Below are 16676 nucleotides of genomic sequence, written 5' to 3' on the forward strand. Positions count from 1 at the left end.
AGGAAAGATCCAAGGGCCGTGAGAAAGGGAGACAAAACTGACAAGGACGCTACAGAACACGCCCACGCGGACCCCCCCGCCAACTTGGAGTCCTGCGTGAACCCCCCCGCCCCCCATGCCGGACCGCTCGTCGGCGACCGCGTTGAGCAGGGCGGTGGTCAGCGGCGGGGCCGCCAGCCCGCCGCCGATGCCCAGCGGAATCATCGACAGCGCGAGCTGGACCGTGCCGGTGTGGAAGGTGGCCCACAGCACGGCGAGGAGCCCTGCGATCAACGAGAGCTGGCCGACGAGGGCGGGCAGCCGCTGTCCGCACCGGATGGTGAACGGACCCGCGATCAGGCTCGCCGCGGTGAGGAAGATGGTCATCGGCAGGAACACCGTGCCGGCGTCGATCGCCGTCAGGCCCCGGACGTTCTGCAGGAACAGGCTGACCACGAAAAGGGTGCCGTAGATCGCCACGTTCACGGCGAACCCCGCCGCCACACAGGCCGACACCGTCCTCGAACGGAAGAACCCCGGGGGCAGCAGCGGCTGCGTCGTCCGCCGCTCCACGGCCACGAATCCGACCAGTCCCACGCCGCACACCACCGCCGCCACGATCACCTCCGGCGATATGCCGCTGCTCCGGCCCCCTTCGATCACGGCGTAGGTGAGCGAGGCCAGCGCCACGGTCGCGAGGAGCTGACCGGCCGGGTCGAGCGGGGTCCGGCGGGGGACCGCCCGGTGTGCCCTGGTCAGCAGTGCCAGCACCACCAGGCCGAGGGGAAGGTTGACGAAGAAGATCAGCTGCCAACCGGCCCCGCTCGTCAGCGCGCCGCCGACCACCGGTCCGGCGGCGATGGCCACCGACGCCCCGGCGCTCCACACCGATATGGCCCGCATACGGGCCTTGGCGTCCGTGTAGGCCTGCCGGATCAGCGACAGCGCGGAGGGCATCATGATCGCCGCGGCCACCCCCTGGGCGACGCGGGCCGCGATCAGCCAGCCCAACTCCGGTGCCAGCCCGCATCCCGCCGACGCGACGATGAAGAGCGTCAGGCCCATGGCGTAGGCGCGGCCGGCCCCGATCCGGTCCGAACAGGCGCCGGCGGACAGCAGCAGCGCGGCGAACGGCAGGGTGTATCCGTCGACGATCCACTGCAGGTCCGTCATCCGGCCGTGCAGATCGCTGCCGATCGCCGGCAGGGCCACGTTCACGGCCGTCACGTCGAGCGAGATGATGAAGAACCCCAATACGGCTGCCGCCAGGGTGAAGACGGGAGGCGGCGCGGAGCGGGTGCCCTGCGGGGGAGGGACGACCGCCGACTGCGCCATCTGCTGCCGACTCATACGAGATCCTTCGCCCACGTCATGTCCCGTCTCGATATGTGCAGAGTGACAAGACTGACCAGCCGGAGGGCCGCCGGGCCATGGGAATTAAGTCCCAGAACGGGGCGCACGGCTAGGGCCCGGGGCGGCCGCGCCCACCGCCCGGACCAGCCCCTCACTACCTCGGGGCCGTGGCGGCGCCGCTGTCGGCGGACCTCGCGGCGGGGCCCGCGACTTCCTCGACGGCCGTCTTGGCGGCAGCAACGTGCCGTACGCAGCATGCGACGGGTTCCCCCGCGCGGCACCGGTGCTCACCAACCGGCTGTTCGAGACGGTCCACCCGCCGGGCGCGGCCCGTACAGCAACGAGGGATCGCGATGCGCGCCGTCGGGCTGTCCCCCAGGGGCCTGCAGTTCGCCTCGGCGCTCCTGGAACAGCTCCGCTTGATGGAAGGGCTGCCTCCCCAGCAGCCCGACCGCACATAGGGCCGGCCCGCCGCCACGGGGTACGCCTCCCCGGCGCCCCGGACCCGCTGGGCGGCGACGCGGGACCACTGATCGTGCCTGGCAGGATGATGTCAGCGTCGGCACCGCCCCATTCGGGCCCGGGTAGCGTCGCCGACAGCTGAACCCCGGGGACCGTCGCCGCTCTCACAGCCCGCCGCGAACGGCACGCCCCCTTCTCCGCAAGCCGAGTCCAAGACGGCGGACGGCGTCACGGCGGAGCAGCGCCTCGAACTCCCCTGATGCGACCGTCACTCGGCAGTGACCGGCTCCGTGGATCGCCGCGGGCACCGCCTTTTCTCCTCTCTCCGAGCCCACCGCGACGAACAGCGCGACCTTGTCGGCCGGTCCCTCCGCGCTCGTGGCCCGGCATGCCGGCCGCAGAGCGACGGAAACGATGTGGAGGACGTACGCGTGGCAGGATCAGCTGCGTTAGACGGGAACCTCGGCACTACCGGACGGGTGGCTGCCGGCACCCCCCTCACACCTCGTGAGCTCGACGTCCTACGGCTCATCTCCCAAGGGCTGGCCAATCGCCAGATCGCCCGCGGCCTGGGCATTTCCGAGAAGACCGTCAAGAACCACCTCAGCGCGATCTACGCGAAGATCGGCGCGGCCGACCGCACCCAGGCGGCGATGTTCGCCCTTGCCGCCGACGGCGGCAGCGCCCCGCGGGCGAGCGGCCGCGACGAGGGGGGCTTCACCTGCCGGCGGGAGAGACCGGCAGACCACGACGAGCACCCCGGACCGTGGAACCGGCCCGCCGGTCTGACCGTTCGGGAGACGGACGTCCTCCGGCTCATCACCCGCGGCATGACCAACCGCATGATCGCCTGCAACCTCGGCATCTCGGAGAAGACGGTCAAGAACCACCTCAGCGCGATCTACACCAAGATCGGCGCGGCCGACCGCACCCAGGCCGCCCTGTACGCGGTGACGAGCGGGCTGCGCGCACCGGGACGCCGGGTGGCGTTCCGCCTCACCGCGGCAGCACACCTCCCGGCCTGATCCCCCCTTCTGGCAACTGCCTGCCACCGCGAAAGACCAGGTCGAAAAGGGCACACCTCGACGCGTCGGGTACCCCACACTGGACCGGGCGGAAGTCCGCGATGCCGGGAGGGGCGCGTCGTCGTGCGGAAGCGGTCCCACCATCAGCGCGGAGGCGTCACCGCGGTGCCCCACGGGCCCCCCAATCGACCGCCCGCCCCTCCCGGCTCTCCACCCGTTCCCACGTCGGCCGCCCACACCGCCGGCCACCTGGTGCCCCCGCGGGTGGGAACCGCGGGCGCACCGAGCCGGAGGCGATGCGGGAGGCGTGCGTGCCGGCCCCGGGCATCCGCGCCAAGGGGCAGGGGGCGCTGATGCGCACTCCGAGCCGGTACCGCATGCGCCGGCCGGACCCCAACCTGGCCGCGGAGCTGGTCTGGTTGGAGCAGGTCGCGGAGGCCTACAGCGCCCTCGAACAACAAGAACGGCTGTCCACACTGCTGGACCGGCTCGCCGCCTGATGAACGGCCCTGTCCGGAGCCGACCATGGCCCATCAGACAGACCCTGGGCGCCCCGGTCTCCCATCAGAGGAGGCGACTTCACGACGTCACGACGAGGGTGGAGGCAGCGCTCCAGAGATCGAGGTCACCGGGAAGAGCGCGATATGCCTGCACCCCGCTGCCCACGGAATCGCGTGACTGGTGATTCCACAACAAGTGCGCTAACTCATGGGCAGTCACATGGACTTGATGCAGGGCCGAGGTGTCCGACTCACCTCGTTCGCGTCGATTCGCTGGACCGATGCGCATGGCCGAAAACACGGGTATCCGACCACGAAAACGATCAGAGAGATCACCGCTGATCCCTCACATTCGGCCACACTGACGCGAAGCCGTCCGGCCATGCGCGCGGGCGCGATGACACCGGCGAGGCGAGGCGTGACCGCCCGCTCAAGATGATCGGCCGGTCCGCGCCTCCCCGTCGTACGGCACGAAAAAGCCCCCACCGGATCTTCCCGGAGGGGGCTTTGACGTGTGCGGTGGACCTGAGGGGATTCGAACCCCTGACCCCCTCGTTGCGAACGAGGTGCGCTACCAGCTGCGCCACAGGCCCTTGCGACGAGTGAAACTCTAGCATCTCGGTCGCGGTGCTCGGAAATCGCTTCCGGCGCTGGTCAGCGGAAGGACCGTACCGCGCTCGCCGGTGCGGCGTGGGTCACTCGTTCGCGGCGCGCGGGCGGTCCTCGTTCTCGTACTGGTCGAAGAGCGGGGTGCGACCGCGGGGGCGGCGGGCGGGGGTGTCGGGCTGGGGGTGGTCGGGGGCGGCGCTGGAGCGGGCGGAGCTCCAGGCGTCGTCGGCCTCCAGATCGACGTGGCTGGTGGCGCGCGGCGCGACCGGGGCGGTGACGTAGGTGGGGAGGGGGACCGGGACGGGCTCCCAGCTGCCGGCCGCGGGGCGCGGGCGTTCGCGCTCGCGCTGCTGGTCGACCCACTCGGCGTGGTCGGTCTCCTCCACCACGGCCCGGCGGCCGGCGGTGTGCGCGGGCGGCGCGGCGCGGGGCGGTTCCGGGGCGGCGTCGACGGGGGCCTCAGCGCGGGCGTCGGCCGGGTGGTCGTCGGCGGGCGGCTGGTCGGCCGCCTGCCGAGGGCGGGGCCGGCCCTCCCGCAGACGCTGCGCCGCCGCCTCCGCCTTACGCTGGTCCATGGTGAACGTGAAGCGGCGGCGCTCCTGGGCGCGCAGATAAATGATGTAGGAGGTGAGCAGCAGGGCGGGCAGGGCGGGGGCCCACAGGAAGGGCAGGCCGCCCACCGCGGCGACGACGGCGCCGACCGTGAAGGCGAGGAAGAGCACGGTGATGGTGCGCCGGCGGCGGGCGAGGACCTTGGCCCGCTTGGCGCGCTCGGAGAGCGACGCGCGCGGAGGGGCGGGCTGCACCCGGGTGTGGTGGGCCTCGGGCTCGTCGGCCGCGGGGTCGCCGAAGGACCCGGCGGCGGCCTCGTCGGCCGGGGCGTCCGGGTCCTGCTCCTCGCCCGCATCGTCGGCGGGGTACTCCCCGCGCTCCTTGTCGTAGCGGCGCTGCATGCCCGCGCGTCCGGACAGCAGCCGGATGGCGGTGCTGAAGCGCTCGGTCGGACGGGCCTCGTTGAGCTCGTCCTGTCTACGGAGCCACATCGGCACCAAGTAGGCGGCCCAGGCCCCGACGATGACTGCGTAGATGAGGCCGCTGCTTCTCACAACTCACACGGTAGAGGGGTTTGCAGGGGGCCATCCGCCAATTGGGCCGGTGTGTCGCACGATCTGGCTGATATCTCGAACTTTTTTGTGATGGTAGAGATCCGCGCCTTCGCCAATCCGGCCAATCGGGAATTTTATTCGAACGTTTATTTCATTTGTGGTGCGTCCCGGGCCTGCTGGGATTCTTCCGGTGCCAGCGGTTGAGCAGGCCCTCGGGCACCTCTTCCGCGGTGAGGGCGAAAACCGCGTGGTCGCGCCAGGCCCCGTCGATGTGCAGGTAGCGGGGCCGGATGCCTTCCTCGCGAAAGCCGAGCTTTTCGACCACCCGGCGGCTGGGGACGTTCTCGGGGCGAATGCAGACCTCAATGCGGTGCAGCCCCACGGCGCGGAAGCAGTGATCGACGGCGAGCGCCACGGCGGTCGGGATCACACCGCGGCCGGCCACTTCCTGATCGACCCAGTAGCCGATATGGCCCGAGCACATCGAGCCCCAGGTGATGCCGGCGACCGTCAGCTGTCCGACGAGCTGCCCGCGGTATTCGACGACGAACGGCAGCATCCGGCCGGCGTGTGCCTCCGCGCGCAGATGGCGGACCATCTGACGGTACGTGGGACGGTGCGGCGGGGCCAGGCCGGGCGGGGGCGGCGGGATGGTGGCTTCCCAGGGGCGCAGCCAGTCGCGGTTGCGGCGGTTGACCTCGCGCCAGGCCCGTTGGTCGCGCAGCCGTATCGGGCGGAGGGTGACATCACCGTCCGTCAGGACCACCGGCCAGGGCGCGTTCAGCTCGGGCTCCCGGAGGGGCGGGGGTGGTCGCCGCCGCGGATCTGGTCCACGGCGTGCGGGAGGAGCTCGGCGAGGACGGCGAGACCGTCGCGGACACCGCCCGTCGAGCCGGGGAGGTTGACGATCAGCGTCGTGCCGGCGACACCGGCCAGGCCGCGGGAGAGGGCGGCGGTGGGGACCTTCTCGCGCCCGGCGGCGCGGATCGCCTCGGGGATGCCGGGGACCTCGTAGTCCAGGATCCGGCGGGTGGCCTCGGGGGTGCGGTCGGTGGGCGACAGGCCCGTGCCGCCGGTGGTGAGGACGACGGCGTAGCGGCCGGCGCCGACTGCTTCGCGCAGGGCGGCCTCCACCGGGTCACCGTCGGGGACCACCTGCGGGCCGTCGACCTCGAAGCCCATGGCCGTCAGGCCCTCGGCCAGCAGCGGGCCGCCCCGGTCGGGGTAGACGCCGGCCGCGGCGCGGTTGGAGGCGGTGACGACCAGGGCGCGGGCGGGTCTCATGACCGGCTCCAGTCGCCGGACTTGCCGCCGGTCTTCTCCTCGACGCGGATGTCGGAGATCACCGCGGCCTTGTCGACGGCCTTGATCATGTCGACGACGGTGAGGGCGGCCACCGAGACGGCGGTCAGCGCCTCCATCTCCACGCCCGTGCGGTCGGTGGTCTTGACCGTGGCCGCGATCTCGACGGCTTCGTCGGTGAGGGAGAGGTCCACCTTCACACCGGAGACGGCGAGGGGGTGGCAGAGCGGGATCAGCTCGGGGGTGCGCTTGGCGCCCATGATGCCGGCGATCCGGGCGGTGGCCAGGGCATCGCCCTTGGGCACGCCCTCGCCCCGCAGCAACTCGATGACCTGCGGCGATACCAGGACCCGGCCGCGGGCCCGGGCCGTGCGGGCGGTGACCTCCTTCGCGGAGACGTCGACCATCCGCGCCGCGCCCGACGCGTCGAGATGGGTGAGGTGTTGCTGGCCGCTGCTCATCGTTCTCCCGGTCGAAACTGCCGCCTGTGGGACGACACCGTACCCCCGGCGGCTCCGGGTCACCCGGCGGGCTGTCCCAGCGGGACGACCTCCACGGTCCCGCCCACGGGAACCTCGGTGGTGTCCTCGGGGACGACGATCAGCGCGTTGGCGTGCGCCATGGCCTTGATCAGGTGGGAACCGGGGCCGCCGACCGGGGTGACCGCGCCGGCCTCGGCGTCGTAGGAGCCGCGCAGGAACTGCCGCTTGCCCTTGGGCGAGGAGGCGATGGCCTCGACGCACCGGGCGGTGGCGGTCGGGCGGTGTACGTCCGCCAGGCCCATCAGGGCGCGGATGGCGGGGCGTACGAACACCTCGAAGGAGACGTACGAGCTGACCGGGTTGCCGGGCAGGGCGAGGAGCGGGGTGCGGTCGGGGCCGATGAGGCCGAAGCCCTGGGGCTTGCCCGGCTGCATGGCGAGCTTGCGGAACTCCACGCCGCCGCCCGCGAGGGCCGAGCCGTCGGGCTCGGCGGCGGACAGCCCCGCGAGGGTCTCCTTGACCACGTCGTAGGCGCCGACGCTGACCCCGCCGCTGGTGACGAGGATGTCGGCCCGGATGAGCTGGTCCTCCAGCGTGGCGCGGAGGGTGGCGGCGTCGTCGGCGACGGCGCCCACACGGTAGGCGATGGCGCCGGCGGCACGGGCGGCGGCGGCGAGCTGGAAGCTGTTGGAGTCGTGGATCTGGCCGGGGCCCAACGCCTCGCCGGGCTGGACCAGTTCGCTGCCGGTCGACATCACCACGACCCGGGGGCGGGGGCGGACCCGGACCGTGCCGTGGCCGAGGGCGGCGAGCAGGCCGATCTGGGAGGGGCCGAGGACCGTGCCCGCCGCGAGGGCCGGCTCGCCTTCGGTGACGTCGCTGCCGCGGCGGCGGATGTGGGCGCCGGCGGCCGCCGGGCGGTGGATGCGGACCTCACCGCCGGCATCCTGCGGGGCGGCGCTGTGGGCGCGCATCGTGGCGGCCGGTCCCCGGCCCGTGCCGCCGTCGGTCCACTCGACGGGGACGACGGCCTCGGCACCGGGCGGCAGGGGGGCGCCGGTCATGATCCGGGCGGCCTGGCCTGGGCCGACCTCCGGCAGCTCGCCGCTGCCCGCCGCGACATCGCCGATGACGGTCAGGGCGACCGGGGCGGCTTCCGTGGCGCCCGCCACGTCGGCGGCGCGGACGGCATAGCCGTCCATGGAGCTGTTGTCGAACGGCGGCAGGGCGACGGCGACCGTGACGTCCTCGACCAGGACGCAGCCCTGGGCGTCGAGGAGCTGCAGCTCGATCGGTTCCAGCGGGGTGATCCGGGACAGGACGTCGTCGAGATGGTCGGCCACCGACCAGACGCGGTCCTGGTGGCTGGTCCGGTCGGTGGCGTTGTTCAACGTCCTACATCTCCTCGGTCACGTAACTGCGCAGCCAGGTCCTGAAGTCCGGGCCCAGGTCCTCACGTTCGCATGCCAGTCTGACAATGGCACGCAGATAGTCGCCACGGTCGCCGGTGTCATAGCGCCGGCCCTTGAAGACCACGCCGTGCACCGGCCCGCCCAGGGACGGGTCGGCGGCCAGCACCTGGAGGGCGTCGGTGAGCTGGATCTCGCCGCCGCGGCCCGGGTCGGTCTTGCGCAGCACCTCGAAGACGGCCGGGTCGAGGACGTAGCGGCCGATGATCGCGAGGTTGCTGGGGGCTTCGGCCGGGTCGGGCTTCTCGACCAGGTCCGAGACGGTCACGACGTCGTCGTCGCCGGTGGGAGCGGCGGCCGCGCAGCCGTAGAGGTGGATGTTCGCCGGGTCGACCTCCATGAGGGCGATGACGGAGCCGCCGTACTGCTCCTGGACCTCGACCATGCGCGCCAGCAGCGGGTCGCGGGGGTCGATCAGGTCGTCACCGAGGAGGACCGCGAAGGGCTGGTCGCCGACGTGGGGAGCGGCGCAGAGCACGGCGTGGCCCAGGCCCTTGGGGTCGCCCTGGCGTACGTAGTGCATGGTCGCCAGGTCGCTGGACTCCTGCACCTTGGCGAGGCGGGACTCGTCGCCCTTGCGGTGCAGGGCCTCTTCGAGCTCGTAGTTGCGGTCGAAGTGGTCCTCGAGGGGGCGCTTGTTGCGGCCGGTCACCATCAGGACGTCGGAGAGCCCGGCGGCGGCCGCCTCCTCCACCACGTACTGGATGGCGGGCTTGTCGACGACCGGGAGCATCTCCTTGGGTGTGGCCTTCGTAGCGGGGAGAAACCTGGTGCCGAGGCCGGCTGCTGGGATGACAGCCTTGCTGATCCGTGTGTGCGATGGGGTCATGCGCGACACCATAACCGGCCCTATCGGAACGATGATGAGGGTCCGGTCAATAGAGCACGAGAGCGGGAGCAAGGGCACACAGTGAGCACGAACCACGATAGAAAGCGCAGGTTGCGGCGCGATCTCCTGGAAGTGAGGAGATCGTTGCCGGCGGATGTCATCGCGGCGACGGGCGAGGCGCTGGCCCGACGGACGCTGGAGCTGGACGAGTTGGCCCCCTATGTCGCCCCGGCCCCGGACGCCCCACGGCCCGAGACCCCGCCGACCGTCGCCGCATATGTCTCGATCGGCGGCGAACCGTCCACCCACGCCCTGCTGGACCGGCTGCGGGCGGCCGGGGTGCGGGTGCTGCTGCCGGTACTGCTCCCGGACAACGATCTGGACTGGGCGCTCTACGAGGGCGCCGAGCGGCTCGTACCGGCGGGCTGGGGGCTGCTGGAGCCGGCCGGCGAGCGGCTGACCCCGAAGGCCGTCACCCAGGCGCAGGTGGTGCTGCTGCCGGGGCTGGCGGTGGACCGGCGGGGGGTGCGGCTGGGGCGCGGCGGCGGCTCGTACGACCGGGTGCTGGCGCGGCTGGAGCGGGCCGGTGCGCAGGCGTCGCTGGTGGTGCTGCTCTACGACGCGGAGGTGCTGCCCGAAGTGCCGGCCGAGCCGCACGACCGGCATGTGCACGCCGCGGTGACGCCGTCGGCGGTGCACCGCTTCCGGCACTGAGCACTGCGGGCGGGAGGGCCGCCTACGGGGGCGCCGGGTGCGGGCGCAGCGGCGTACGGGGCCCGGCGTACGGGGGCGCCGTATACGAAGCCCTCCGCACGGCGCGGAACGTCGACGGGCGGGCCGGGAGACTCTCGTGGAGGTCTTCCGGCCCGCCCGTCGGCATGAGGGGACGGCGGCGCCCCGGCGGGGCGGCGTCTGCCCTAGGGGGACAGCGTCAGCGTGTCCTTGCCCGCCTTCTTGACCGCCTCTTCGCCGAACGCCCAGGGCAGCAGTTCGCCCTTGGCCCACTTGTCCGTCTGGTCGTAGTAGTGCGTGTCGTAGGCGTGCCCGGAGGCGCCGGTGAGGTTGATCCAGCGGGACTTGTCGAGGTCGGCGAGGTTGACCACCATCCGCATCGACGGGACCCAGGTGACCTTGTAGCCGCCGGCGGCGTTCCAGCCGGTGGCGTCGACCGCGGCCTCACCGCCGCCGAGGTTCCAGGGGCCGCGGTTGAACAGGCCCTGCAGCATCCCCGGCCCGTCGGTGCCCAGGGTCTGGTTCTTCAGGAACAGCTGGTGCAGCCGGCCCCAGCTCCAGTTGTCGATGTTCTTGCCCAGCTTGGAGGTCAGCTCGTAGCGCGCGTCGGTCATGGCGTGCGCGAGGAGCTGGTCGCGGTTCTTGTCGCCGGGCCGACCGGGCCGGTCCTCGGTCTTCCACCAGGCGTTGTCGGGGTCGTCGAGGATGTTGCGGACCACCTCGTACCAGCGGTCGCCGCCGTCGGGCTGGGCGGTGTCGCCGTCGCGCTCCCCGCATTCGCGGACGTAGGTGTCGTTCTCGTCGGCGGGGCCGGTCTCGTCGGCCGGGCGGACGTTGAGGCACTGGCCCTGGACCCGCAGCTCCTTGGGCATCTTGTTGCCGAAGGCGAGCTTGAGGGTGTTGCGCCAGACGGCGTTGAAGTAGGCGGCCGCGGCGGAGTCGGGCTCCTGGGTGAAGTCCCAGCCCTCCAGCAGCTGCTGGGCGTCGCGGACGTAGCCGTCCTTGATGTCGATCTTCGTCAGGTAGGGCGTCAGCAGCCGGGCGATCTCGCTGCTGTTGTCCTTCTGGAAGGTCTGCATGTCGTCGGTGGAGACCTTGCCGCCGTCCTTGATCTTCGACTGGATCAGGTCGTTGATCCGCTGGCTGCGGGAGCCGTAGCCCCAGTCCTTGGTGATCAGGTAGGGGTACTTCTCGTCGACGACGGCCTGGTTGGCGGTGACGATGTAGCCGCGCTGGGGGTTGTACTCGTACGGCAGGGACTTCTGCGGGATGTAGCTCTTCCACTGGTAGGCCGGGTCCCAGCCGGGCGCCGGGTAGGTGCCGTCGAAGTGTCCGTCGCCCTTGCCGCGGACCGGGATCCGGCCGGGCGCCTGATAGCCGATGTTGCCCTTGGTGTCGGCGTAGATCAGGTTCTGGGAGGGGACCTCGAAGTGCGCGGCGGCCTTGCGGAAGCCGCTCCAGTCCTGGGCGCGGTTGAGCTCGAAGACGCCGTCCATGGAGTTGCCGGGGTCCAGCGCGGTCCAGCGCAGCGATACGGCGTAGCCGTCGCCGCGGTCCGGTGCGGCGTTGCCCACGGGGGCGTCCTTGCCCACGTTGCCGAGCTCGTCGTCGCGGTCGGAGACGATCGGCCCGTTGTTGGTGGAGCGGACGGTGATCTCGCGGCTCTCACCGCCGGCGACCTTGATGGTCTCCTTGCGGGTGGTGAAGGGCCGCTGCCGGTTGTCGTAGAGGTACCCGTCGGCGTTGATCTTCTCCAGGTACAGATCGGTGACGTCCGCGCCGAGGTTGGTCATGCCCCAGGAGATGTTCTGGTTGTGGCCGATGACGACGCCGGGCATCCCGGAGAAGGTGAAGCCGGAGACGTCGTAGTTGCACTTGGGGCCGGTGGTACGGCAGTGCAGGCCCATCTGGTACCAGAGCGAGGGCATCTGCGGGGCCAGGTGCGGATCGTTGGCGAGCAGCGGCTTGCCGGTGGTGGTGTGCGCACCGGAGACGACCCAGGAGTTGGAGCCGATGCCGTTGCCGTTGGGGCCGAGCAGCGCCGGGATCTCGTCGAGGGTCTTGGACAGCGAGGACAGCTGCGTCTGCAGGCCGCCGACGGCGGTGCCGGCGGGGGCGGAGTTGGCCGAGCGCTTGGGCGTGAACTGCTTGGTGGCCGGGTCGACCGTGCCGCCGTCGACGATCGGCCGGTTCCGCTTGTACGGGTACGCCGGGTAGAGCTGGGCGATCTGCTCCGGGGTGAAGCGGCTGGTCATCAGGGAGCGGTCGATCTCCTCCTGCATGTTGCCGCGCAGGTCCCAGGCCATCGCCTTGAGCCAGGCCACCGAGTCGACCGGCGTCCACTTGCCGGGCTTGTAGTCGTTGTCGAAGTCCAGCGCCGCGTACTCCAGGGACAGCGCCGAGCCCTCGTGGTCCTTGAGGTAGGCGTTGACACCGGCGGAGTAGGCCTGGAGGTACTTCTTGGTGCCGGGGGAGAGCTTGGTGTCGTACTCCTTCTGCGCCACGTGGTGCCAGCCCAGGGTGCGCAGGAAGGAGTCGGTCTTGACCTGGCTCTTGCCGAACATCTCCGAGAGCCGGCCCGCGGTCATGTGGCGCCGGACGTCCATCTCCCAGAAGCGGTCCTGGGCCTGGACGTAGCCCTGGGCGCGGAAGAGGTCCTCGTCGGTGTCGGCGTAGATCTGCGGGATGCCGTGGGCGTCGCGGACGACGTCCACCGGGTTTGCCAGGCCCGGGAGTTTGAGCGAGCCGGTGGTCTGGGGGATGGAGGCGCGTACGGTGCTGACCCCCCAGAACGCGCCGAAGCCGATGCCCGCCACGAGCAGCAGCACGACAGTGATCGCGACGAGACGGCCGCGCCGCCCCTTCTTCTTCCTGGGGACTGGGCCGGACTTGTTGGCGGGCATCTCGGTCCTTCGAGGGGCAGGGTGGGAGTGCTGGAGCAACCATAGGCGCACGGGTTCGGCGACCCCTACGCGGAGTCACCACCAGCACATCCGACTTTCAAGTAATGGTAAATTGTTAGTCTCAGTAACTAGATACGGTAAGGAAAGCTACCCACCGGCCCACCGCCCGAACCTGTGCGAGGAAGGACCAGCTCCCTGACTGTCGAACACCTCAACGAACTCCTGCTGATCTGCTCACTCGTGCTGCTCATCGCCGTCGCCGCGGTACGGGTGTCCTCGCGCAGCGGGCTCCCCAGCCTGCTCATCTACCTGGGGATAGGCGTCGCCATAGGGCAGGACGGCATCGGCGGCGTCGCCTTCGACGGTGCCGAGCTGACCCAGATCCTCGGCTATGCCGCACTGGTCGTGATCCTCGCCGAGGGCGGCCTGGGCACCAAGTGGAAAGAGATCAAGCCGGCACTGCCCCGGGCGGCGGCGCTCTCGACGGTCGGCGTCGCGGTGAGCGTGGGGGTCACCGCGGCCGGAGCGCATTATCTGGCCGGAATCGACTGGCGGCAGGCGCTGCTGATCGGCGCCGTGGTCTCCTCCACGGACGCCGCGGCGGTCTTCTCCGTGCTGCGCAACGTGCCGCTGCCGTCCCGCCTGACAGGTGTCCTGGAAGCCGAATCCGGCTTCAACGACGCCCCGGTGGTCATCCTCGTCGTCGCCTTCTCCACCGTGGGACCGGTCGAGGAGTGGTACGTCCTGCTCGGCACCATCGCCCTGGAGCTGGCGATCGGCGCCGCCATCGGACTGGCCATCGGATGGCTCGGCGCGTACGGGCTGCGGCATGTGGCGCTGCCCGCGTCCGGCCTCTACCCGATCGCCGTCATGGCCATCGCGGTCTCCGCGTACGCGGCCGGCGCACTGGCGCACGGCTCCGGCTTCCTCGCCGTCTATCTGGCCGCGGTGATCCTCGGCAACGCCAAGCTGCCGCACGCACCGGCCACCCGCGGCTTCGCCGAGGGCCTCGGCTGGATCGGCCAGATCGGCATGTTCGTGCTGCTGGGTCTGCTGGTCACCCCGCACAAGCTGGTCGACGACTTCGTGCCCGCGCTGGTCATCGGGCTGATCCTGACGATCGTGGCCCGGCCGGCGTCGGTGTTCACCGCGCTGCTGCCGTTCCGGGTGCCCTGGCGGGAGAAGACCCTGCTGTCCTGGGCCGGGCTGCGCGGCGCGGTCCCCATCGTGCTGGCCACCATTCCGATGGTGAGCGACGTACCCGGCAGCGAACGGGTCTTCAACATCGTCTTCGTCCTGGTCGTGGTCTACACCCTCGTCCAGGGGCCGACGCTGCCGTGGCTGGCCCGGCGACTGGAACTGGGCAACGGCAAGGAGGCCGCCGACCTGGGCATCGAGTCGGCTCCCCTGGAGCGGCTGCGCGGCCATCTGCTGTCCACGTCCATCGGCCCGACGTCCCGTATGCACGGCGTCGAGGTCGGCGAGCTGCGGATGCCCGCGGGCGCCGCGGTCACCCTCGTCGTACGGGACGGCTCCAGCTTCGTGCCCTCGCCGACGACGGTGCTGCGGCGCGGCGACGAGCTGCTGGTGGTGGCCACGGACCAGGTGCGCGACGCGGCCGAGCGGCGGCTGCAGGCGGTCTCCCAGGGCGGCAAGCTGGCCGGCTGGCTGGGGGCGGACGGTGCCTCGCGGCGGCACCCCCACGGATAGCGCCCGCGCCGCCCGGGGGCCACGCCCTCGCGGCGCGGCCGCCCCGGAAATGTGCTGCATATCTCCACGGAACCCAAGGAAATTTACGTGAAGCCCTGGCTAATCCCAGGGCTTCACGCGCTTGGGCCTGTAGTATGAAAAGGAACACTGACGAACCAACTCTGCCTGACGCAGAGCTGGCGCGACCGCTCGGCGGCCGCGGTCCCCTGCCACACGCAGCCACCTCTCGGGGTGCGGACCATGCGGTATCACTCGGTCCTGCGCGAGAGGACAGCTCTCGGCGCGTGCCCGTGACGACCTCGCGGGTGGCGCGCTACCAGGCGGCAGAAAGGCCCGGCCGTGGCATCCGCGGTCAAGGACTCCCGTCCCGGTTACGGACAACTGCTCCGCACCCCAGGTGCATGGACATTCCTGCTGCCCGGCTTTCTGGCCCGGCAGCCCTTCGCGATGCTGACGATCGGCATCGTGCTGCTCGTCGAATCCACCACCGGCTCGTACGGCACCGCGGGCGCGGTGTCCGCCGCCACCGGTGTCTCGATGGCGCTGTTCGCCCCGCAGAGCGGCAAACTCGCCGACCGCTTCGGCCAGCGCGCCGTACTGCTCCCCGGCGTCCTGGTCCACGTCGCCGGCGTCACGGCCCTGATCATCCTGGCCCTCGTCCACGCCCCCCTGTGGGCGCTGCTCGCCGTCGCCGTCCCCACGGGCGCCTCGACTCCGCAGGTCGGCCCGATGGTGCGGGCCCGCTGGGCCTCCCGGCTGGGCGGCAGCCCGTTGATGCCGACGGCCGCCGCCTTCGAGTCGGTGACCGACGAGTTCACCTTTGTGATCGGCCCGGTTCTCGCGACCGCGCTGTGCACGGGCATCCACCCGGCGGCCGGCCTGATCGCCGAGGCCGCGCTGACGCTGGCCGGCGGGCTGCTGTTCGCCTCGCAGCGGCGCAGCCAGCCTCCGGTGCACCGGGCCGGGGCCGGCGACCGGCCGCGCGTCTCGGCGCTGTCGGTGCCCGGCGTCCGCGTCCTGATCGTGGCGTTCCTCGGCATCGGCGCCGTCTTCGGCGGTATGCAGGTCTCGCTGACCGCGTTCACCCAGCACATCGGGCAGCCCGGCATCAACGGCGTGCTCTACGGGATCTTCGCCGGCGGCAACATGCTCGCCGGCGTCGCCTGCGGCGCGATCTCCTGGAAGGTCGGCCCGCGACGCCGGCTGCTGGTCGCCTACGGTCTGCTGGCGCTGGCCACCACTCCCCTGTGGACGGTGACCGCGGTGCCGCTGCTGGGCGCCGTCGGCCTGGTCGTGGGCCTGTGCATCGCCCCGGCCCTGATCACCGGCTACACGCTCGTCGAGTCGCTGGTGCCGGCCGCCGCCCGTACCGAGGCCTTCACCTGGCTGACCGGCGCGGTCGCGCTGGGCCAGGCGGCCGCGGCCACCTCCGCCGGCCAGTTGGCGGACCGCTTCGGCCCGAGCACCGGCTTCCTGGTGCCGCTGGCGGGCACGACGCTGGCTCTGGTGGTGCTGGTCGCGCTCCGCGCCCACCTGCTGCCGCGCTCCTCGACCGTGGTCGCCTCCCAGGGCGACGCAACCGTGTCCCCCGCTGCTGACGACCGGGAGCGGGAGCTGACGAGCGCCTGAACGGACGTGGAGTCGGTCACCGTCTCCCCGTCACGGTGGACTGACGGGCGGGAATACTGCAATATGGAGCGTCGTTAGCACTCATCGAGTGAGAGTGCCAGGAGGAAGTCAAGTGCCGACCTACCAGTACCAGTGCACCGAGTGCGGCGAAGGCCTCGAGGCGGTGCAGAAGTTCACCGACGACGCGCTGACGGAGTGCCCCAGCTGCAACGGACGCCTCAAGAAGGTGTTCTCCGCGGTCGGCATCGTCTTCAAGGGCTCCGGCTTCTACCGCAACGACAGCCGCGGTGCGTCGTCCAGCAGCAGCCCCGCGAAGAGCTCCTCCTCGTCGAGCGGCACGTCCTCCTCGGACTCCGCCGGCTCCTCGTCGAGCAGCTCCGACTCCGCGTCCTCCACCCCGGCCGCGGCGGCCTCCAGCAGCACGTCGAGCACCAGCTCCGCGGCCTGAGCCGCACCCCGCACTTCTTCGGACCCCGCCGCCTTCATGGACGGCGGGGTTCGGTTGTTCCGGTGGTCCGGTGGTCCGGTGGTCCGGTTGTTGCGGTGGACCGGTCGTCCGATCGCTCTGGCGTCCCAAGGCCTCTGA

General features: G+C 71.4%; 14 protein-coding genes and 1 tRNA gene. 6 read left to right on the top strand and 9 right to left on the bottom strand.

Translation table 11 applies throughout. The annotated features are described in order from the left end of the window. Positions 1–1329 (bottom strand): MFS transporter (locus ACZ5XZ_RS18315; RefSeq protein WP_468979123.1); only part of this gene is annotated, 1329 nt, incomplete at its 3' end. Positions 1330–2273: 944 nt separating this feature from the next. Between ACZ5XZ_RS18315 and ACZ5XZ_RS18320 the strand changes: the two genes are divergently transcribed. Both ACZ5XZ_RS18320 and ACZ5XZ_RS18325 read left to right on the top strand, forming a co-directional pair. Beyond that, positions 2274–2819 carry a response regulator transcription factor gene (locus tag ACZ5XZ_RS18320; RefSeq protein WP_468979125.1) on the top strand — a complete coding sequence of 182 codons (546 nt, stop codon included), beginning with the start codon at positions 2274–2276 and terminating at the stop codon, positions 2817–2819. A gap of 311 nt (positions 2820–3130) precedes the next feature. After that, on the top strand, positions 3131–3319 hold the full coding sequence (locus ACZ5XZ_RS18325; RefSeq protein WP_468979126.1) for a hypothetical protein: 189 nt from the start codon (positions 3131–3133) through the stop codon (positions 3317–3319). Positions 3320–3839: 520 nt separating this feature from the next. On the opposite strand, the gene ACZ5XZ_RS18330 is transcribed toward ACZ5XZ_RS18325, so the two are convergent. From ACZ5XZ_RS18330 to galU, 7 genes are all read right to left on the bottom strand, one after another. Then, positions 3840–3912 (bottom strand) — tRNA-Ala (locus ACZ5XZ_RS18330). 102 nt (positions 3913–4014) lie between these two features. Continuing rightward, positions 4015–5034 carry a divisome protein SepX/GlpR gene (sepX, locus tag ACZ5XZ_RS18335; RefSeq protein WP_468979129.1) on the bottom strand — a complete coding sequence of 340 codons (1020 nt, stop codon included), beginning with the start codon at positions 5032–5034 and terminating at the stop codon, positions 4015–4017. Between the two features lie 151 nt (positions 5035–5185). Continuing rightward, complete coding sequence (locus tag ACZ5XZ_RS18340) at positions 5186–5818, bottom strand: GNAT family N-acetyltransferase (RefSeq protein WP_468979409.1); 633 nt, start codon at positions 5816–5818, stop codon at positions 5186–5188. Next, positions 5815–6318, bottom strand: coding sequence for a MogA/MoaB family molybdenum cofactor biosynthesis protein (locus ACZ5XZ_RS18345; protein ID WP_468979131.1), 504 nt, complete (start codon positions 6316–6318; stop codon positions 5815–5817). Before ACZ5XZ_RS18345 ends, ACZ5XZ_RS18340 begins: the two co-directional genes overlap by 4 nt. Further along, the gene (moaC, locus tag ACZ5XZ_RS18350; RefSeq protein WP_468979134.1) at positions 6315–6797 is read right to left on the bottom strand and encodes a cyclic pyranopterin monophosphate synthase MoaC; all 483 of its coding nucleotides are present in this window, start codon (positions 6795–6797) and stop codon (positions 6315–6317) included. The genes ACZ5XZ_RS18345 and moaC overlap by 4 nt, the downstream gene beginning before the upstream one ends. 59 nt (positions 6798–6856) lie before the next feature. Beyond that, the gene (gene glp, locus ACZ5XZ_RS18355; protein WP_468979136.1) at positions 6857–8209 is read right to left on the bottom strand and encodes a molybdotransferase-like divisome protein Glp; all 1353 of its coding nucleotides are present in this window, start codon (positions 8207–8209) and stop codon (positions 6857–6859) included. Positions 8210–8213: 4 nt separating this feature from the next. Continuing rightward, complete coding sequence (galU, locus tag ACZ5XZ_RS18360) at positions 8214–9116, bottom strand: UTP--glucose-1-phosphate uridylyltransferase GalU (protein WP_393487677.1); 903 nt, start codon at positions 9114–9116, stop codon at positions 8214–8216. Positions 9117–9227: 111 nt separating this feature from the next. On the opposite strand from galU, the gene ACZ5XZ_RS18365 reads away from it, so the two are divergent. Next, complete coding sequence (locus ACZ5XZ_RS18365) at positions 9228–9830, top strand: 5-formyltetrahydrofolate cyclo-ligase (protein WP_468979139.1); 603 nt, start codon at positions 9228–9230, stop codon at positions 9828–9830. A 203-nt stretch (positions 9831–10033) separates the two neighbouring features. Here ACZ5XZ_RS18365 and ACZ5XZ_RS18370 read toward each other — a convergent pair whose 3' ends face one another. Beyond that, a complete protein-coding gene (locus ACZ5XZ_RS18370; protein WP_468979142.1) occupies positions 10034–12751 on the bottom strand; it encodes a penicillin acylase family protein in 2718 nt (905 codons plus the stop codon). A 174-nt stretch (positions 12752–12925) separates the two neighbouring features. Here ACZ5XZ_RS18370 and ACZ5XZ_RS18375 point away from each other — a divergent pair, with 174 nt between their 5' ends. From ACZ5XZ_RS18375 to ACZ5XZ_RS18385, 3 genes are all read left to right on the top strand, one after another. Further along, positions 12926–14461, top strand: a complete 1536-nt coding sequence (locus tag ACZ5XZ_RS18375) for a potassium/proton antiporter (RefSeq protein WP_468979143.1) — start codon at positions 12926–12928, stop codon at positions 14459–14461. Between the two features lie 339 nt (positions 14462–14800). Then, on the top strand, positions 14801–16090 hold the full coding sequence (locus ACZ5XZ_RS18380) for an MFS transporter (RefSeq protein WP_468979144.1): 1290 nt from the start codon (positions 14801–14803) through the stop codon (positions 16088–16090). 112 nt (positions 16091–16202) lie between these two features. Beyond that, positions 16203–16538, top strand: coding sequence for an FmdB family zinc ribbon protein (locus tag ACZ5XZ_RS18385; protein ID WP_468979147.1), 336 nt, complete (start codon positions 16203–16205; stop codon positions 16536–16538). The last annotated feature ends 138 nt before the right edge of the window (positions 16539–16676 follow it).

This window comes from Streptomyces sp. NPDC033270 (assembly GCF_055576575.1).

Excerpts from the sequence above, each read along its gene's own strand:
- ACZ5XZ_RS18345 (WP_468979131.1), bottom strand. The coding sequence starts at position 6,318 with ATGAGACCCGCCCGCGCCCTGGTCGTCACCGCCTCCAACCGCGCCGCG.
- ACZ5XZ_RS18370 (WP_468979142.1), bottom strand. The coding sequence starts at position 12,751 with ATGCCCGCCAACAAGTCCGGCCCAGTCCCCAGGAAGAAGAAGGGGCGG.
- moaC (WP_468979134.1), bottom strand. The coding sequence starts at position 6,797 with ATGAGCAGCGGCCAGCAACACCTCACCCATCTCGACGCGTCGGGCGCG.
- galU (WP_393487677.1), bottom strand. The coding sequence starts at position 9,116 with ATGACCCCATCGCACACACGGATCAGCAAGGCTGTCATCCCAGCAGCC.